The organism is Funiculus sociatus GB2-C1 (assembly GCF_039962115.1).
GTDB lineage: Bacteria > Cyanobacteriota > Cyanobacteriia > Cyanobacteriales > FACHB-T130 > Funiculus > Funiculus sociatus.
On sequence record NZ_JAMPKJ010000035.1, the window covers coordinates 46,156 to 62,982 of the forward strand.

Annotated in this window: 21 protein-coding genes and 1 tRNA gene; 12 read left to right on the plus strand and 10 right to left on the minus strand. The window is 44.0% G+C overall.

Going from position 1 to position 16,827, the window contains the following annotated elements:
• Positions 1 to 480: 480 nt before the first annotated feature.
• The gene (locus tag NDI42_RS16935; protein WP_190453434.1) at positions 481 to 2,730 is read left to right on the plus strand and encodes a glycosyltransferase; all 2,250 of its coding nucleotides are present in this window, start codon (positions 481 to 483) and stop codon (positions 2,728 to 2,730) included.
• Here NDI42_RS16935 and NDI42_RS16940 read toward each other — a convergent pair.
• The gene (locus tag NDI42_RS16940) at positions 2,727 to 4,334 is read right to left on the minus strand and encodes a glycosyltransferase family 39 protein (RefSeq protein ID WP_190453439.1); all 1,608 of its coding nucleotides are present in this window, start codon (positions 4,332 to 4,334) and stop codon (positions 2,727 to 2,729) included. The genes NDI42_RS16935 and NDI42_RS16940 overlap by 4 nt on opposite strands.
• Before the next feature lie 187 nt (positions 4,335 to 4,521).
• Between NDI42_RS16940 and NDI42_RS16945 the strand changes: the two genes are divergently transcribed.
• Both NDI42_RS16945 and NDI42_RS16950 read left to right on the plus strand, forming a co-directional pair.
• On the plus strand, positions 4,522 to 4,734 hold the full coding sequence (locus NDI42_RS16945; protein ID WP_190453441.1) for a hypothetical protein: 213 nt from the start codon (positions 4,522 to 4,524) through the stop codon (positions 4,732 to 4,734).
• 32 nt (positions 4,735 to 4,766) lie between these two features.
• Positions 4,767 to 5,156, plus strand: coding sequence for a RidA family protein (locus NDI42_RS16950; RefSeq protein ID WP_190453444.1), 390 nt, complete (start codon positions 4,767 to 4,769; stop codon positions 5,154 to 5,156).
• Positions 5,157 to 5,203: 47 nt separating this feature from the next.
• On the opposite strand, the gene NDI42_RS16955 is transcribed toward NDI42_RS16950, so the two are convergent.
• Both NDI42_RS16955 and sfsA read right to left on the minus strand, forming a co-directional pair.
• Positions 5,204 to 6,124: an NAD(+) kinase gene (locus tag NDI42_RS16955; RefSeq protein WP_190437919.1), complete on the minus strand. Its 921-nt coding sequence runs from the start codon at positions 6,122 to 6,124 to the stop codon at positions 5,204 to 5,206.
• 117 nt (positions 6,125 to 6,241) lie between these two features.
• The gene (sfsA, locus tag NDI42_RS16960) at positions 6,242 to 6,976 is read right to left on the minus strand and encodes a DNA/RNA nuclease SfsA (RefSeq protein WP_190453447.1); all 735 of its coding nucleotides are present in this window, start codon (positions 6,974 to 6,976) and stop codon (positions 6,242 to 6,244) included.
• 140 nt (positions 6,977 to 7,116) lie between these two features.
• Here sfsA and murJ point away from each other — a divergent pair, with 140 nt between their 5' ends.
• The 3 genes from murJ (at position 7,117) to NDI42_RS16975 (ending at position 9,262) form a co-directional block, all read left to right on the plus strand.
• The gene (murJ, locus tag NDI42_RS16965; protein WP_190453449.1) at positions 7,117 to 8,730 is read left to right on the plus strand and encodes a murein biosynthesis integral membrane protein MurJ; all 1,614 of its coding nucleotides are present in this window, start codon (positions 7,117 to 7,119) and stop codon (positions 8,728 to 8,730) included.
• 143 nt (positions 8,731 to 8,873) lie between these two features.
• Complete coding sequence (gene nrtS / locus NDI42_RS16970) at positions 8,874 to 9,119, plus strand: nitrate/nitrite transporter NrtS (protein WP_190453454.1); 246 nt, start codon at positions 8,874 to 8,876, stop codon at positions 9,117 to 9,119.
• Positions 9,116 to 9,262 (plus strand): hypothetical protein, encoded by a 147-nt coding sequence (locus NDI42_RS16975; protein WP_190453456.1) that lies wholly within the window; start codon positions 9,116 to 9,118, stop codon positions 9,260 to 9,262. The genes nrtS and NDI42_RS16975 overlap by 4 nt, the downstream gene beginning before the upstream one ends.
• On the opposite strand, the gene NDI42_RS16980 is transcribed toward NDI42_RS16975, so the two are convergent.
• The 3 genes from NDI42_RS16980 to moaC all read right to left on the minus strand — a co-directional run bounded on the left by NDI42_RS16980 (position 9,259) and on the right by moaC (position 10,566).
• Positions 9,259 to 9,567 (minus strand): DUF3181 family protein, encoded by a 309-nt coding sequence (locus tag NDI42_RS16980; protein WP_190453459.1) that lies wholly within the window; start codon positions 9,565 to 9,567, stop codon positions 9,259 to 9,261. The two genes, NDI42_RS16975 and NDI42_RS16980, sit on opposite strands and share 4 nt — an antisense overlap.
• Before the next feature lie 94 nt (positions 9,568 to 9,661).
• Entirely contained in the window at positions 9,662 to 9,994 is a 333-nt protein-coding gene (locus NDI42_RS16985) for a 2TM domain-containing protein (RefSeq protein WP_190453464.1), read from the minus strand.
• A 62-nt stretch (positions 9,995 to 10,056) separates the two neighbouring features.
• On the minus strand, positions 10,057 to 10,566 hold the full coding sequence (moaC, locus tag NDI42_RS16990; RefSeq protein WP_190453468.1) for a cyclic pyranopterin monophosphate synthase MoaC: 510 nt from the start codon (positions 10,564 to 10,566) through the stop codon (positions 10,057 to 10,059).
• A gap of 34 nt (positions 10,567 to 10,600) precedes the next feature.
• Between moaC and NDI42_RS16995 the strand changes: the two genes are divergently transcribed.
• The 3 genes from NDI42_RS16995 to NDI42_RS17005 all read left to right on the plus strand — a co-directional run bounded on the left by NDI42_RS16995 (position 10,601) and on the right by NDI42_RS17005 (position 11,202).
• Positions 10,601 to 10,674, plus strand: a tRNA-Arg gene (locus tag NDI42_RS16995).
• Positions 10,675 to 10,756: 82 nt separating this feature from the next.
• Positions 10,757 to 10,894: a hypothetical protein gene (locus tag NDI42_RS17000; protein WP_190453471.1), complete on the plus strand. Its 138-nt coding sequence runs from the start codon at positions 10,757 to 10,759 to the stop codon at positions 10,892 to 10,894.
• A gap of 35 nt (positions 10,895 to 10,929) precedes the next feature.
• A complete protein-coding gene (locus NDI42_RS17005) occupies positions 10,930 to 11,202 on the plus strand; it encodes a hypothetical protein (protein WP_190453473.1) in 273 nt (90 codons plus the stop codon).
• Here NDI42_RS17005 and NDI42_RS17010 read toward each other — a convergent pair.
• Both NDI42_RS17010 and NDI42_RS17015 read right to left on the minus strand, forming a co-directional pair.
• Positions 11,189 to 11,356 (minus strand): hypothetical protein, encoded by a 168-nt coding sequence (locus tag NDI42_RS17010; RefSeq protein WP_190453476.1) that lies wholly within the window; start codon positions 11,354 to 11,356, stop codon positions 11,189 to 11,191. The genes NDI42_RS17005 and NDI42_RS17010 overlap by 14 nt on opposite strands.
• A 154-nt stretch (positions 11,357 to 11,510) precedes the next feature.
• The gene (locus NDI42_RS17015; RefSeq protein ID WP_190453479.1) at positions 11,511 to 12,350 is read right to left on the minus strand and encodes a DUF4351 domain-containing protein; all 840 of its coding nucleotides are present in this window, start codon (positions 12,348 to 12,350) and stop codon (positions 11,511 to 11,513) included.
• Positions 12,351 to 12,374: 24 nt separating this feature from the next.
• Here NDI42_RS17015 and NDI42_RS17020 point away from each other — a divergent pair, with 24 nt between their 5' ends.
• Entirely contained in the window at positions 12,375 to 12,971 is a 597-nt protein-coding gene (locus NDI42_RS17020) for a hypothetical protein (protein ID WP_190453482.1), read from the plus strand.
• A gap of 243 nt (positions 12,972 to 13,214) precedes the next feature.
• On the opposite strand, the gene NDI42_RS17025 is transcribed toward NDI42_RS17020, so the two are convergent.
• On the minus strand, positions 13,215 to 14,462 hold the full coding sequence (locus tag NDI42_RS17025; protein ID WP_190453485.1) for an MFS transporter: 1,248 nt from the start codon (positions 14,460 to 14,462) through the stop codon (positions 13,215 to 13,217).
• Positions 14,463 to 14,483: 21 nt separating this feature from the next.
• On the minus strand, positions 14,484 to 15,515 hold the full coding sequence (locus NDI42_RS17030; RefSeq protein WP_190453488.1) for a glycosyltransferase family 2 protein: 1,032 nt from the start codon (positions 15,513 to 15,515) through the stop codon (positions 14,484 to 14,486).
• Positions 15,516 to 16,116: 601 nt separating this feature from the next.
• Between NDI42_RS17030 and NDI42_RS17035 the strand changes: the two genes are divergently transcribed.
• Positions 16,117 to 16,377 (plus strand): hypothetical protein, encoded by a 261-nt coding sequence (locus NDI42_RS17035; protein ID WP_190453491.1) that lies wholly within the window; start codon positions 16,117 to 16,119, stop codon positions 16,375 to 16,377.
• Between the two features lie 188 nt (positions 16,378 to 16,565).
• Positions 16,566 to 16,827 (plus strand): IS1 family transposase (locus NDI42_RS17040; RefSeq protein WP_206755912.1); only part of this gene is annotated, 262 nt, incomplete at its 3' end.

Sequence of the window (16,827 nt, forward strand, 5' to 3'; positions counted from 1 at the left end):
TGGCGGGAAAACGCTTAAATATATATCTGCTATAGCAATCCTAAATGATTCGTGAAACCCTGTAGGGACAAGGCGTTGCCGTGTCCCTACAAGCAGAATACTCGTTCACAAGTTAAATGGGATTGCTATAACTAGAGATTAACATAGTATTAGTTTGAGTCCATGTAAGACTTAGTAATGATTTCAGCCCCTTATCATTTTTTGCTCTATTGACACATGGGTGAAAAAAACTATTATTATATGTAACGTTGCTAATACCAGTCCAACCTACTATTTTTTTTAGTATATGTTAGTTCTCTAACATTCTAATCCTGTCCGTGGATTGTTTGAAGCGGCTTGTATGCAACCATTACACCGAAACCAAAAATATATTGAGTTACAATCCAATTTGATAGCCAAGTTAAATTTAATTTATTCAGACTATTGGGAGATTAATTTAGAAAAATTGAATACCAACATAACTTTGAGGAATTAACAGGAATGACGACTTCACAGATTAATAAGCAAATGTCAAAGCGCCGTATTCTGAAGCGCGTGTTTCGGCTTCGGGTCGCAACGCTAATCATGGTGGGGATTGTTGCTTTTGCGGGCGCGATCGCTGCGGCATGGTTTGCTGGTGAAGGGACGATTAGTTACCTGTTTGCCGAACTACAAAAATGGCAAGAAAAGCCGCCTATGTGGGTGGAAGCGCCAATGGTTGCTGGCAAATATCTGCTAGTTCCCACGATTGCTTTGCTGCTTACTGTCTTAACAGTGATGAAAATTTCCCCGCTACCTAATGCCAAATCGCGGTTTTTTGTGGTGGGAATTTTGCTGGGGCTGACGGGTCGGTATATTGTCTGGCGATCGCTTTCTACCCTGAATCTTGCTGATCCCCTAAATGGTATTTTTAGCCTGGGGTTATTTGGCATGGAAATGTTAATGCTAGCTAGTAGCATTATTCAGTTGTTTTTGATGCTAAACGTGAAAGACCGAAGGAAAGAAGCTGACCAGCTTTCTAAGAATGTCCTCAACGGCACTTTTACACCATTTGTAGATATTTTCATTCCCACTTACAACGAATCAGTTTTTATTTTACGGCGCACAATCATAGGCTGCCAAGCTTTAGATTATGCCAACAAAAAGATTTATTTGCTCGATGATACTAAGCGCCCAGAAATGCAACAATTGGCTGAAGAACTGGGATGCGAGTATAAAACAAGAGCAGATAATAGTCATGCTAAAGCGGGAAATCTCAATCATGCCTTTCCTCAAACCAAAGCCGAACTAATTGTTGTATTCGATGCTGATTTTATTCCCACTAAAAACTTTCTTACCCGGACGGTAGGCTTCTTTCAAGATGAAAAAGTTGCCCTGGTACAGACACCTCAAAGCTTTTATAATTCTGATCCGATTGCCCATAATTTAGGCTTAGAACACATTTTAACACCAGAAGAAGAAGTTTTTTATCGGCAAATTCAGCCAATTCGGGATGCAGCAGGCAGCGTAATTTGTTCTGGTACTTCTTTTATTGTCAGACGCAGCGCTTTGGAAGAAGCTGGTGGTTTTGTAACAGATTCCCTCAGTGAAGATTACTTTACAGGAATTCGTTTATCTGCCCAAGGCTACCGATTAATTTATTTAGATGAAAAATTGAGTGCCGGATTAGCCGCAGAAAATATTGCTGCTCATGCTACCCAGAGGCTGCGATGGGCGCGGGGTACTTTACAAGGATTTTTTATTGAGTCGAATCCGTTAACAATTCCCGGACTAAGCCCCTTACAAAGACTGGCTCATTCAGAAGGATTGCTGCATTGGTTCACCAGTTGGGCGCGGGTCTATTTTCTGTTGATGCCATTAGCCTATTCATTTTTAGGCGTTATTCCCATCCGGGCTACATCTGCTGAATTGTTGTATTTCTTTGTACCTTACTATGTGGTGCAACTGTCTGTTTTCTCCTGGCTAAATTACCGTTCGCGCTCAGCTTTGTTATCGGATATTTATACTTTAGTGCTGTGTTTCCCCCTAGCACTGACTGTATTTCAAGTAATGCTAAATCCCTTCTCAAAAGGCTTTAAAGTAACGCCAAAAGGGATATCACGCGATCGCTATGCTTTCAACTGGCGTTTAGCATGGCCTTTGATTATCTTATTCCTAGCAACATCGGTCAGTTTGTGGCGGAATTTGGGAATGTGCATGATGACTAATGGCACAGCTGAGGTATACAAAGGTATCAACTTGGGTTGGGTTTGGAGTGGTTATAATTTGCTGATGATTGGCATCACGTTGTTAATCTTGCTGGATGTTCCCAAACCCGATCTGTATGAATGGTTTGATTTGAGGCGAGTGGTGCAGATAAATGTGGCAGGGCAGAATTATTGGGGAATTACTAAGATAATTTCAGAAGCTGGTGCTCAAGTAATTATGACCCAATTGCCACCGATTTCTTCAAATGAACCATTGCCCGTAACGCTGGCAATTATGGAGGAAGAAATATATCTAGAAGGACAAATTATTTCTACTGGTTTCACTGATGAATTTCCTACAGTGCAAGTGACATTTGAGCAGTTGAGTCTCTCTGAACATCGGCGATTAGTAGAAATGTTGTTTTGCCGTCCTGGTCAGTGGAAGCGTCGGGATACGCCCGGTGAAATTAGTTCTCTGTTGCTAATTTTCAAAATTTTGCTGCGTCCGCGAGTGTTGTTTGATAGAAATCGAGGAATAAGCGCGATCGCTGTCTCTAAAGTTTAGGGTTTTACCAGTTTTGAGAGCCAGAGAAAATTGTCATTGTAAAGAGGCTCTATTTTAAAATTTGACTCTTTCTTGATTTTCTCCTGAAATTGCTCCGAAAGATTTAATAAAAACACATCGCTAAAACCTTGAGGAATATTAGGAATATTCATAAAGTCTGGCTGTTTATTACCAGGAACTACCATAAGGCGTACTTTTTCCTCCAATAGATAGCTAAGAGCTAGGGAATTACCGAAATTAATCCCAAAAGAATTCGTAATTAAAAGAGGAGCCTTTGCTTCATTGACTATTTCTGAAACTTGATAATTGTGATAGCTAACTACTTTATTCCAAGCCGTCTCAGCTTGAGAATTAATTGCACAAGAAACAACACCTGCCCAAATCAGTGCAGCCATCACTATCTGCCAAAATTTTTGTTCTAAAAATCTAGCTGATGTAACCCCAGTGGCAAGTAGATAAGCAATTGATAGCTGAATACCCAAATAAAAAGGGACTATATACCGACTAGAAGTTGAGCGTTGTCCTCCTAAAATTAAATCCGGAAGCACTAAAGCTAAAGTTAAGGTTCCCATCAAAGTTAGGACAAATAACCAAACTTCCTTTTTGGTATTTTTGCAGATAAAATAAATTGAGTAGCTAACCAAAATTAAAAAAATAGGTAAGGTTAAATAGGTTAATAGAGTATCAAAGCCAAAGTCGCCTTGGGTTAAAATAAAAGCACGATTAATGTGAATTCCCCACGTTTTTAGCCAAGCTATTAAGGGAATGGGTACAGCCGTCCAGTTTGCTCCTGTTTCCGACCAAGTAGCGATCGCAATTACCAACCACGGAGAAAACAATAGCACCGCCGTTAGGGATGCTAGTACGAAGGCAGCTACTGTTTTAGTAAAGCGGAAGCCTTCAATTACAATTACATAAATTCCATGTCCGATTCCCACAAATACAGAAAATGGGAATGTATAGATACTTAATGCTAAAGTTGCGGCATAAATTCCCCATGCCCGAATATGGTAAGTTTTATTTCCATCTTCTGTGGTTAGTCGCAAAGCTCGCAGCAATGTAGCACTTGATAACAAAATAGTCACGGTCCATAGGCTATATTCCCGCGCTTCCTGGGCGTACAAAACATGGAAAGGTGAGACAGCAATTAGAGCGATCGCTATCCATCCCACTAGCGGCGACTCAAATAATTCTAGGCATAGCCAATAGACACAAGGGAATACCAGCAAGCTAAACAGCACCGACAAGCTTCTCGTGACTGCTACCGAATTACCAAACAACTGCACCCAAAATCTTACTAATATGTAATAAAGTGGCGGATGTTGAGCATCATCGATTGCCAAAGCTTTAATAGTATCAATTAAGCCTTTTTCAGAATTAGGGCGCTGATACTTTTGTAAATCTTCGATGCCAATTACTTGACCATTAAAGAGTTGCTGATTCACTTCTGCACTGGTATAGCCAGAAATTCGCAATGAAGTATAAGCTTCATCGTGCCAATAAACTTTTTTGTCCAGATTAACAAAGCGAAAAAAAACGCCGAGTACCAACACGAGGATAAGAAAAAAACCAAACCAAGTCTTAGGCAGGCTCAAATTTCGCATAAATATTTTCTATGTTGGTCAATCTATCTATTGATAGATATTTTGAAGTAGCAGCATCCCGGTTTCCCAAGTTTAACCCAATCTTGGAATTAGTCAAAAATCATCCAATCGGGTAACTCAGGCGGATGAAGTACGTTAGTTACTGCCAATCGTACTCTGATAATTACTCTGATTCGGTACTTTAGTTATGAAAACCTCAGCGGTGTTATTGACTCTAAATAGAATTTGGCAAGGCTTTGTCAGATTCCTTGTTAACACTTCAGAATTGCGTGTTTGGCAGGTTTCTGATGGTCACGGACATACTTATTGGCGTGCTTACGATCCTGTTAGTGGTCGCTCTAGCTATCTTGGCTCAGAAGCTGAGGTGCGTTCGTGGATCGAGCAACGTTATTACAGGTAAAATTGGCTAATCAGCGTTAGGAGTGCCTGAGTATGCAAGTCCATCGGGTGTTTTCTGGAGCTTCTTGGGAGTCCCAAGTCGGCTACTGTCGCGCTGTAAAAGTAGGAAATATCATTTATGTTTCTGGCACTGCGCCTGTCGATGAGATTGGTGCAGTGTTTGCTCCAGAAAATGCATATGCTCAAGCAAAGCGCTGCTTTGAAATAATCCAAAAAGCCTTGCAGGATCTGGGTACTGATTGTAGCTGTGTTGTGCGAACTCGGATGTATGTCACAGACATTTCTCGCTGGAGAGAATTTGGTGAGGCGCACAAAGAATTTTTTGGAGAAAATCCTCCAGCTTCAACGATGATAGAAGTAAAATCCCTCGTTGAGCCGGCAATGTTAATTGAGGTAGAGGCTGATGCAGTTTGTATGGAGTGAAAGCGATTCACTATTCCTATTTCTGCTTTTACAAACGCCACAATAATTTAATTGCGGTGATTGTTACTATACCGAATCCTAGCTCCTGCCCACTGGAGTTTTTCTCGTAACGTTTGGTAATAGGAATAGTTTTCGCGCAAAATAATAAACTTAGCCAGACAATTTGCCATGCGGATGTCTACCCGCTGTCCGGGCCAAATTGCAGTTGCCATCACCCCATCCATCCATAGTTTAGTGTTTAATTCGTAGTCAGCTAAAGGCCAGACGCTCACCACAGAACCGGAGGGGATGACAATTGGGCGACTGGAGAGACTCAAAGGGCAGATTGGGGTGACGGTAATAGCTTCCATGCCAGAATGGACGATGGGGCCGTTTGCAGAGATGGTGTAGCAGGTGGAACCAGTGGGCGTTGCGACAATCAGCCCATCCCCTTGATATTGATCGACCACCTCGCCGTCAATTTCCATTTCTAATATCGAGGTAATCATGCGGTCGGCGGAGGCGGGTTTGATGCACATTTCATTCAGTGCGAGGAAGCGATCGCTCACCGGTTCCATATTCGTGCGATCGCCCTCAAATAACGCCGCCTGCAACATCATCCGGCGTTCGATAGCATAGCGATCTTCCTCTAACCTGTCCCAAACCCTCTCAGTGTCTTGAAATTCCTCAAATGGCTGAGTTAAAAATCCCAGATGTCCCCCGACATTCACCGCTAAAATAGGGATTCTCTCTGGAGATAGATGCCGAACTGCTGCCAATGCTGTCCCGTCACCACCCAGCACCAGCGCCAGATCGATGCGGTGCATTGCGGAAGCCAAAAAAACCGGATAGGGATTATCCTTCGCCCCACTTGGCCCCATTAAAACATGGCAATTGCGTTTTTCCAGTTGCCTAGCGCATTTTTCTGCCCAACTGCGGCTTAGGGGATCTCCCGCTTTGTGAGCAATAATAACGTTTTTCAGCTCCACTGATTATTTACCCTAAACCTATAGAGCGCGATCGCGCTTGCTTATTTTTGCGTTTGGGCGATCGCCTCCCTATCTTAAGCTAGGGTACTCCTCCTCGTAATGTTCTTTTAGCGACAATTAGACAGGGCTGGGCATTGATGGGATAAAATCAGCTAACCCCAAGTAGCGAATTCCCTCTGGGTTAATTTCAAAACGGCAAGGTAACACCTCCAAGCCCAAGGAAACAGCATCGCGCAACAACTCCCCATACAAAGGATCGGCAATGTCTCCGGGCGCAAACTGGTTACAGTCGCCACGATTAATAAAATAAAGCATCACCGCCCGCGCTTGGGGAATTAGCGCCGTTAGTTCTCGCAGGTGCTTTTGTCCCCTCGTCGTGACCGTATCGGGAAATAGCACCAGTTTACCTTGCGCCCAAGTTGTACTTTTGACTTCCAGATAAATCGGTCTGTCAGACTCATCGCCAGTCAGCAAAAAATCTACCCGGCTTTTCTCTTTCCCGTAAGGTACTTCAAAGCGAATTAGACTGTATTTACCTAATGGAAACAGGAACTTCTCCAACGCCAACTTAATCACCCGATTTGGCAAAGCTGTATTCACTCCTACCCAGGCTGGTTCAGTATCGCAAACCTGAATCATTTCCCAGGTATAAGGCAACTTGCGGTTAGGATTATCACTGAAGGACACCTGCACCGGACTCCCAGGCGTAGAAACCGCCGTCATTGGGCCAGTATTAGGACAGTGGGCGGTGATTACTTCCCCAGTCGCCAGCTCAATATCGGCAAAAAACCGCTTATAACGTTTGAGTAGGACACCCGGATACAGAGTTGGATATTGGTAAAGCCAATCCATAGTAGTTTTTTAATGCAGAGTAACGCAAAGGTAATCTTAGGCGATCGCAGAGTCAGACAAACCTTTGCTACCTAAACCGTTAACCTTTGCATTCTTTGCGTTTAAATAAAATGAGTCTCTTGAGGTATCTTTAAGCATTTGTGACTGAAAAGCAAAAAACCGCTCGTTCCCTAGCTGGAATTGCTGGGATTGTGGCAATTGCCACACTGATTAGTAAAGTTTTTGGGTTAGTGCGCCAGCAAGCGATCGCAGCTGCTTTTGGTGTGGGTGTCACCGCCGATGCCTACAACTACGCCTATGTCATCCCTGGCTTTTTGTTGATCTTACTGGGCGGCATCAATGGCCCTTTTCATAGTGCCATTGTCAGCGTCTTAGCCAAGCGCGACAAATCGGAAGCCGCACCTTTGGTGGAAACCATTACAACACTGGTGGGAGGGATACTCTTCATCGTCACCATCGTTTTAATTGTATTTGCCGGAGTCTTCATTAACCTGGTCGCACCGGGTTTAAGCGAGACAGCCTACGGGATACAAGTGAAAGCGATCGCCATCGATCAATTACAGATAATGGCTCCGATGGCAATCCTTGCTGGACTCATCGGCATTGGCTTTGGCACCCTCAACGCCGCTGATATGTACTGGTTGCCCTCCGTTAGTCCCTTATTCTCCAGCATTACAGTCATTGGCGGACTCGGCATCTTAGCGCTGCAACTCGGCGACCAAATCAACGCCCCCCAATACGCCAAGCTAGGAGGATTAGTTTTAGCTGGGGGAACCCTTGCTGGTGCGATCTTACAGTGGTTAATCCAGCTGTCGGCACAATGGCGGGCTGGCTTGGGCACATTACGCCTGCGCTTTGACTGGCACCAGCCTGGAGTTAAGGATGTCCTCAAGGTGATGGGGCCAGCAACCCTTTCCTCTGGAATGCTGCAAATTAACCTCTACACCGATTTATTTTTCGCTTCTTATATTCCCCAAGCAGCAGCAGCCATGACCTATGCAGGGCTTTTAGTGCAAACGCCGCTGGGAATTATTTCCAATGTAATTTTAGTGCCGCTACTGCCCATATTTTCGCGGCTGGCTGCCCCGGAAAATTGGACTGAACTCAAGGCGCGAATTCGTCAGGGAATACTCCTCACTGCCGTTACCATGCTGCCTTTGAGTGCCTTAATGGTAACTCTGGCAGTGCCAATTGTGCGCGTGGTTTATGAGCGTTATGCTTTCGACCAAAGGGCATCCCAGCTAGTTTCCTCAGTGCTAATTGCTTACAGCATTGGGATGTTTGTCTACTTGGCGCGTGACGTGCTGGTGCGCGTCTTTTATGCTTTGGGGGATGGCGAAACACCGTTTCGCATCAGTATCGTGAATATCTTTCTGAATGCCATACTCGACTATATTCTTGTCCAACGTTTCGGCGCACCCGGTTTGATTCTGGCAACGGTGGGGGTGAATATTACTTCAACAATAGCGCTGGTGTGGTTGTTAGATCGCAAGCTTCACGGCTTACCTTGGCGGGAGTGGTGCTTACCTATCCTCAGTTTAACTGGCGCTAGCTTTGTGGCTGGGTTAGCTACCTGGGGCGTTAGTCGGGGTTTTCAGGAATTTTTAGGCAGCAACAGTTTGCTGTTGCAGTTGTTGCAGCTAAGTTTAGCTGGATTAGTCGGCTTAGGGGTTTATGCCTTATTTGCCACGCGGCTGAATTTGCCAGAAGTGGATATTTTTGTCTCCCGCATTCGCCAGCGCTTTGTGAGATAAAGATGGCAAGGGGGCGTGAAGCAAACGCACTCACTCAACCGTATGCAACACTACCAAAGTCTGGCAGGAAGGTGTGATATCTAAATATTAAGCCGAGATGAGTCTTGAAACTTGGCTCGTTAGCTTAATAACAAAGGCAACCAATGAAGGCCTTCAAAGGATATCTAGCCAGTCTATTTGACAAAGAATTGATCCCGACAGGCTTACGGACTGCTCTATTCGTAGGCTCTGTTTTATTTTTGATCAATCACGGTCTTGCCTTCTTCCGAGGAGAAATGACTCGCGATCGCTGGATTGCCGGATCTCTTACCTATCTAATGCCTTATCTTGTCAATATTCATGGTCAATACGCTTATCGTCGCAAATCCTTAAAAACCTCTCGCTATTGAAGAAAGCCGTTACTGATGGCGCTTTTGAGCCAATAAACAAGTGTAGCCCTACCCTGAGAGAAGACTATGCGATCGCCCGTGCGCGATCGCAATTTATCTCACCCAGATGCCAACGGCAAAGCTCTTATTTAACAACTTTTTAAAAGTTGCGCTGATACTCTTCTAAAAGATCCATCAAATTAACTTGGCACTGCATAGGCAGCAAGTCTATCAGAGGAACTTCCCGTTTTCCTCCGCCTAACTTCACGGGGATATTTTCCAGAACTTGCAGCACCCGGTCTTCTTGTAAGGAATCATTAACCAGCATGGGATACAGCTGTTCTGCCAAGACACTGTGCAAATGAGCATCCCGTAAATAGAGATGCCATTTAGCAATGTCAATGTAAATGTTTTCGCCAATTTCAGCGGCGAGTGCTTCGATTGCTTCGCTGGTGTTCGCTTTAGCCATAACATCTACTCTCTTTTTGTGAATGGGAATCTACTTGCCTTAATTGCAATCGATCCCCTCGGAGTTTGCATCAACGAAAAGCAGAACCTATGGTCTATCTTTTGGTAGTTTTCTTGGTTGTTTTTTTTGTCTTCTCTTTGGGTTTTGGTTGGAACCCTTGAGGAGTTGCGGCTACAGATTCGACTACAGGAGTGGAGTAATCTGCCACTCCAAAGATATAAATCATGTGAATCAATATGACCGTTGCCCAGATTCCTGTCACCCATTTAGCCCAAGGCCATGTAGCATTCTGCAAATTGTGGAAAAACCACAAGCCAGAATTACAGGCGGCAAAAATCGCTACGTGCATAGCAAAATTCATCCGGTCATCAAGGCGACGATAGGCGGGGTCGTTACGGTCGGGTTTGCGAGGCCAACGAGGAGGCATTTGAAGTTCTGAGTTAGGAGTTATGAGTTGTCATTTCTAACAACTAACTTCATTTTAAAGCTCTAAGTGGCATCTTCCGGACGTTGATAATCTCCCGACTTGCCGCCAGTTTTACTCACTAGGCGAATTGATTCAATTATCATCCCCTTTTCCAGGGCTTTTGCCATGTCGTACAGTGTAAGCGCGGCGACGGAAACTGCTGTCAGGGCTTCCATTTCCACGCCTGTTTCAGCTTTTGTTACGACTTCTGCCCGAATCTGATATCCCGGCAGTTGGGGGTCTGGTGTCAGATGCACTTCTACTTTACTGATGGGTAAGGGATGGCACAGGGGGATTAGCCCTGAAGTCTGTTTTGCTGCCATAATTCCCGCCAGTCTCGCGGTTCCTAAGACATCCCCTTTTGGCGCATTCCCCGCCTGAATCGCCGCCAACGTCTCTGGCAACATCCGCACCTGCGCGGCGGCGACTGCAATGCGTTTGGTTGCGGATTTGCTGGAAACATCCACCATCTGCGCCTCACCTTGGGCATCCACATGAGTTAGCGGTTGAATTTCAAAAAAATTTTGCGTCATCGCTTTGAGTTGTGTTATTATGAGATTCGGGCAAGGGCTTGTAGCTCAGTGGACTAGAGCACGTGGCTACGGACCACGGTGTCGGGGGTTCGAATCCCTCCTAGCCCGTTTAATAAGTAAAAAGGCAAAAGGCAAAAAAAGTGTCTTTTGTCTTTTTGCTTTTTATAGTCTAGTAATTGGTGCTGGTAAATTGCAAAGCAAGGGTCATCATATCATTGACCTTAACTGGAGCGATCGCGCCTTGGAAAAAAACGCGATCGCATCTTTGTTATTTACAGCAAAATACCAACTTATAGTTACACTTTACTTGAATTTAACTTTTGATTAGAAGTAAATTAGAGCCATTAATTTCATTAGACCAGAATGGCACTTAGAATAAAAGTTGAACGCGAGGAGTTTGACGCTGCGGCTACTGATGGATATGTCTACGGCGAGTTGCGCCTTCAAGGCATTATTTACGTTTATGTCGAATTAGGAACAGAAAGAGAGTTTATTTCTCAACCTAGTGACAATCCGAATACAGAGTACCGAATTTTCACAAACTGTAATATTTTCTTTGCCGAAACTGAAAAACAGGTTGATGAGGGAGATTTTGCAGCCGAACAACGCGGTGAAACCGTAATTATTTACTGCTAGTGTCAGTAGAAGAAGTTACAATTTTTTTGATTCGAGGTCTACCTAGTTTGATTCGGCGAGTTTCAATGCGATCGCGATTTTTATGCAGGTAATCTTCTAGTTCCTCGGTAGCAACCTCTACAGTTTCTCCATCTTTCAAATAGATAGTAACCATAGTTTATACTCGAATAGATGTGACAATACTATGTCCAATGTTAACTGGTAAATGCCACACTATACAAGTGTAAACCAAGGGCGCGATCGCGTTGCGGCTACAGAAAGCGATCGCGCTCAACTAGAAAAAGCGCGATCGCTTTCTGTAGCTATAGCTAATTCTCATCCAACCAGACAACTAAATCCGCAGGGGAGTGAAAATCCAACAACGCCAAAGCCAATTCCTCTAACTGCGTGACCGATAATGCCGCAATCCGCTGTTGCAATTGTTCATCTAGATTACCAAATTGACGGGTTAGCATACGCATAACTAGCGATCGCGCCTCCTCTTCCTTTCCTTCTTGCTTTCCCTGTTGCACTCCCTTCCGGATGATGGCTTGATAAGTTACAGATTCCTGCATAATTTCCTCCCGCAAAAGTTGGCGAATTAAACTTTCTTCAAACCGTAAACCAGCCAGCACCTCCACACAAGCAGCAAGGTTTCCCCGTTGCTGTGGTTCTTCAATCGTATCTATCACAGCAGCAACTTGCTCTAGTAAGCTGTTGGGAGAGTCAGTTCTAGCTAGAGTCGCCAATGGTAATAACGCAGGGTTTGCCAAAAGTGGTGCCGGATCTTGCTCCCACAAGCGAATGACTCGGTAGCGATGTCTGGTATTACGGGTGGTAAATTCTTCGGTAAAGGCACCAACTGAAGTAGTGGACTTTAAAAAAATTACCACTTGTTCAATGTCACAACGGTATTTGCGGTGCAGTCTTAACCAATAATCCAGCATTCTCAATGGCAGGGGGGGGTTGGATGCTGGTAGAGTTTGAAACTCTATGTGCAGGATAGAGTTTCCGGTTTGCAACAGTGTGAGAGAATCAGCGCGAATTGGTTCTACACTCAGTTCAGTTTTGAGTACCTGAATGTCGGTAGCCGAATCTGGAAGTAGCCAGCGGACAAATTCGGCTGGGTATTGTTCTGCAAGGTATTTGCAAATGTTGTCAGAATCCAATGGATAGTAAGTGTTGATAAAGATATGTGCTTACTTTACATTGTCAACGTTCAACGTCAATTTACCCTGAGATTGTCAATGATAGAACAAATGGATCTTAATAAACTTGCTCTAGAGGAGTACAGGATACTGGCTGAGGTACGCAGCATCGGAAAATTAATTGAAGAGAAGCACGCTGAGTTACAACGCAGGGGTATATTTGACAGATATGGTCGTGTTTACAACAGGTATGCCGCTCTTGCTGTCCAAGGCGATCTTGAAGCTCTTAAGCGGGCATTATTTCTCCGTTGGTTTGAAGTTGCAGAGCCATCCTTCCTGACTGGGATTACTGAATTGGATGGAGATAAATCGTGGTACGTATTAGAGTATCTAGACAGACTGGCATCCACGAACAAGCTAGATAAAGAGTTGCGATGGATGCTGCCGCACTATTACGCAGTAGCCGACTATTTTTTTGATTTAATATTTGAAGATGGGTTGCCAGCACTCAGGCAATTTCTAGCCGAGAAAAAAAATATGACCTTCCCCTGCGAGGAGTTATTAAGTTCTACGTTAGAGGGTCGCGGTCAAATGGCTGATTATTGGCAGAGTCTGCGCCAGCACTGTGAAGAAGTAGTCTAACTTATACTCCATAACGAACGTCTGATTTAAGCTTGTGCGATCGTTGAGCCAGTTAGGAATTGCAGCGTAACATAAGGTCGGAGAGGGACAGGGCGCTCGTTTAGCTTTAGCTTCTGTCTTACAATGATGGAGACTGGAGACAGAAGCGTAGCAAATTGAATAGGGAGATGGCGTGTATGCCCTATCCTAAACTCATTAAGCGATAAGCGTGCAGCGATCGCATTCTCTTACCATCCTCACTACTTACTTATTCAAAGCGTAAACATCCTTTTCTTTGCCTATGGCGAAGCGGAGGGAATGGGGTATATTTTTGCTAGAAGATGTGGCGAAGACGATGAGAGCTAGGAATGAAAGAGCTGTCGTAATAACAAACATTCCTCGATAGCCGAGAGGTTCAGCAACCGAACCTAAAACAGGCCCAGCGATCGCAATCCCGACATCAAATCCAGTAATGCACAAAGCAAAAACTTTACCTCTTTCTTGGGCAGTGGAACGGTCAGAAATTAAGGCAATTATCATTGGCATTAACGTTCCCGATCCTGCACCTTCTAGAAAACCACCCAGCAAAAAGCTTGATGGTGTGTCAGCGAAAGAAATAATTAGCATCGCTATGGCATAGCAAAATATACTACCAGTGATAAATATTCCGCGTCCGTAGTGATCGCTGGCGCGACCAACGATTATGCGGGAGATGAAAGATGCGATCGCTGCTGCTGTGTAAAATAACCCAGGATTTAAGTCAACCTTAACCGCCTTAATATACAAAGGCACAAAGGTACTCAACGCTCCAAACGACAGACCAATCAGCAACAAAACTATAGCTGGAGTTCGCAAGCGAGGGCTGGCTAGTAGCTTCCAAAACTGGGCAGAATTTTCTGAACCAGCCGATACCTGAGAATCAAGTGTTTCTTGAGTAATACCAGGTTCTTTGACAAGAGTGGCACAAATTAAACCCAAAATTCCCAAGCCAGATGCGCCCAGAAATAGCGGTGTATAGCCCGCCCCAGCCTGTAGATAACCGCCAATTGCCGGCCCCATTGCCATCCCAATTGGTGTCACCAAGCTCATGTAACCAATGATTTCACCCCGCTTGGACACCGGAGCCAAATCCACCACCAAGGCGCTGTAACCAGTCGTGAAAGCCGCAATGCTGATACCGTGGAACGCCCGCAGCACCATCAATAGGGGAATCGAATTTACAACCAGATAACCTAAAGGCGCGATCGCAGCTACTACCGCGCCAATCAGCACCACCAGTTTTCGACTGCGCCGATCTGCCAAACGCCCCAGCCACGAACGACACAGAATCAGCCCGATGGCAAACGATCCCATGACAACACCAATCTGCTGCGTTGTTCCGCCCAGAAACTCCACATACAGAGGCAGAGTGGGCAGCAAAGAAGCCATACTAGACCAAAATAATAGCCCAGCTGTAAATAAAATCAGCAGATTGCGGCGACTTGGTGGCTCCAACGTCCAAAAAACTTTCAAAGCGTAATTCCTTCTTAATCTTTAGCCATCTATCTTGTTACTATTGTTAACCTTTTCTCCGACTACTTCCCTCACCCGATAGATTGGTCGTCCTTGCGATTCGTGATAAGTTCTCATTAACAGTTCTGCCAACAGTCCAAAGCTAAATAGCTGTACGCCAGTCACCAGAAGTACGACAGCTAAAATTAGTAACGGGCGATCGCCGATGCTTTGACCCAAAGCCAGCTTTAAGAAAGTTAAATAACAACCCAGCAGTATTCCCAAGGCGATCGCTACCATCCCAAACAGCCCAAATACGTGCATGGGACGGGTGAGAAACTTTTTCATAAAGTAGACAGTTAGCAAGTCCATCACGACGCGAAAAGTCCGCCAAATCCCATACTTACTGCGCCCAAACTTACGGGCGTGGTGACGTACCTGCATCTCAGCAATTCTCGCCCCCTCAATGAAAGCCAAAGCGGGCAAAAATCGGTGCAACTCGCCGTAGAGGTTCATATCTGCTACCAGTTCGCTGCGATAGGCTTTCAGGGAACAACCGTAGTCGTGTAACTCCACACCCGTAACTCTACCAATCAGCCAGTTAGCAATTTTGGAAGGAAGTAGGCGACTCAGTGCAGCATCCTGTCGATTCTTTCGCCAACCACTTACCAAGTCATAGCCTTCTTCTAACTTTGCCAATAGCCGGGGAATATCAGCCGGGTCATTCTGCAAGTCACCATCCATTGTGATAATTACTTTGCCTCGCGCATAGTTAAACCCCGCTGACATTGCCGGAGTTTGACCGTAGTTGCGACGCAGCAGCACTGCTCTTAAGTCGGTGCGGGTTTGTGCCAGAGATTTAAGTAATTCTGCGGAGCCATCTCTGGAACCGTCATCCACACAAACAATTTCGTAGCTGAAAGCCATTTCCTTCAACGAGGTAGCGATCGCTTCAATCAGATGAGGCAAACTCTCCACCTCGTTATACACCGGAACCACCACCGATAATTCTGGATTAATCAGGCTTGAGATGTCCTGTCTTTGAGCGTTCTGTGAAATTGACGAAGTGTTCATCTTGATACCTTGAGTGCCAAAGCCTTATAAATACTGCGTTTCACCCAGAATTACTCACCGCAAATATGTTTTCAGGAGAAACCAAATTTGCTATGTAAGCTTGATTCCTTGACGTTTACTTATATTGCCAGATCCTGCCGGAGTCAGCAGTCTGCAAAAGCTCAGCCTGCTAGAAGCCACTAGCCACAAAATTTAGATTACTCACAGTTTGTCCTACACTCAGCATTTCTACTTAGTTTAATCATTTGCTTTACACAAAATTTATATATATTCTCTTAACTACCCCAATTGTAAAGATTGAATAAAGATTTATCTCATTGATAGCAGTATTTCCTTGGACTTGTTTAGGATGTACCACAATAATAAATTCAGTAATTTTACGGTTTGAGCATAATTCTCAAACTTTTTCTGTATTTAGAGTATTTTTTATACGTGGAAGTACGGAGTATGTGACTGCAACGGCAGAGAGCTGGTTCACACTCACAAGCAAAACATATACTAGAACAGATGGTATTAATATGTATGAGAATAACCAGCAAGTTCTACCGCCTATATAATTGCATCTTTGGCTGGATGTCTCACCTTTGTTCCCTGGATATTAGTGTTTATTGCTAACTTGAATAATATTGAAAAAAATACGAGTAGCGGTCAAAGAGCTGTAAACATATTTTCTAGGTTACAAACTTTTTCTGGTGACCTTGGGCAGGTATTTCTAGATTTTAAATTAGGCTTATATTCAGCTCCTTTAATTTTAATAATGGTAGGATACGCGGTTTATTTTGTTTATCGTAATGCTCCAAAGAAAGGTGCATTATTTATTTTGTGCTTGGTGGGGATAAGTTTAATAGGTTGGTGGTGGTAAATATGTAGTGAAAGGGTAAATATATAAACTAAAAATACTTTCATTTTTACACTTTGCACTGGTTATTTATTTGCCTCGGCAAGCGGTTATTTTGACAATTAGCATAATCCTTAATTGAAATCGATTTTTAAAGCTCATCTCATATTAAATGCTATAATCTTTAAAAAATATCAAAACTTTCAGTAATTATGCTTACTTCTAGACCTAACTGCCCTCGTTGTGGTTCTGACCATATTGTTAAAAATGGCAGAATTCACAATAAAAAACCTAAATATAAATGTCAAAACTGTGGTAGGCAATTTATTGAAAGCCCTAACAACAAGATCATTGATAAGCATACGTTAGATTACATTGACAAAATGTTACTGGAAAAAATTCCTTTAGCAGGAATTGCGAGGGTGACTAGCGTTTCTAAAAAATGGCTTCAAGATTACGTTAATACTAAATATG

Bases quoted from the DNA above. Each gene is read 5' to 3' on its own strand.
- NDI42_RS16935 (WP_190453434.1), top strand. From the start codon at position 481: ATGACGACTTCACAGATTAATAAGCAAATGTCAAAGCGCCGTATTCTG.
- NDI42_RS16940 (WP_190453439.1), bottom strand. From the start codon at position 4,334: ATGCGAAATTTGAGCCTGCCTAAGACTTGGTTTGGTTTTTTTCTTATC.
- NDI42_RS16945 (WP_190453441.1), top strand. From the start codon at position 4,522: ATGAAAACCTCAGCGGTGTTATTGACTCTAAATAGAATTTGGCAAGGC.
- NDI42_RS16950 (WP_190453444.1), top strand. From the start codon at position 4,767: ATGCAAGTCCATCGGGTGTTTTCTGGAGCTTCTTGGGAGTCCCAAGTC.
- sfsA (WP_190453447.1), bottom strand. From the start codon at position 6,976: ATGGATTGGCTTTACCAATATCCAACTCTGTATCCGGGTGTCCTACTC.
- nrtS (WP_190453454.1), top strand. From the start codon at position 8,874: ATGAAGGCCTTCAAAGGATATCTAGCCAGTCTATTTGACAAAGAATTG.
- NDI42_RS16980 (WP_190453459.1), bottom strand. From the start codon at position 9,567: ATGGCTAAAGCGAACACCAGCGAAGCAATCGAAGCACTCGCCGCTGAA.
- NDI42_RS16985 (WP_190453464.1), bottom strand. From the start codon at position 9,994: ATGCCTCCTCGTTGGCCTCGCAAACCCGACCGTAACGACCCCGCCTAT.
- moaC (WP_190453468.1), bottom strand. From the start codon at position 10,566: ATGACGCAAAATTTTTTTGAAATTCAACCGCTAACTCATGTGGATGCC.
- NDI42_RS17005 (WP_190453473.1), top strand. From the start codon at position 10,930: ATGGCACTTAGAATAAAAGTTGAACGCGAGGAGTTTGACGCTGCGGCT.
- NDI42_RS17010 (WP_190453476.1), bottom strand. From the start codon at position 11,356: ATGGTTACTATCTATTTGAAAGATGGAGAAACTGTAGAGGTTGCTACC.
- NDI42_RS17020 (WP_190453482.1), top strand. From the start codon at position 12,375: ATGTGCTTACTTTACATTGTCAACGTTCAACGTCAATTTACCCTGAGA.
- NDI42_RS17030 (WP_190453488.1), bottom strand. From the start codon at position 15,515: ATGAACACTTCGTCAATTTCACAGAACGCTCAAAGACAGGACATCTCA.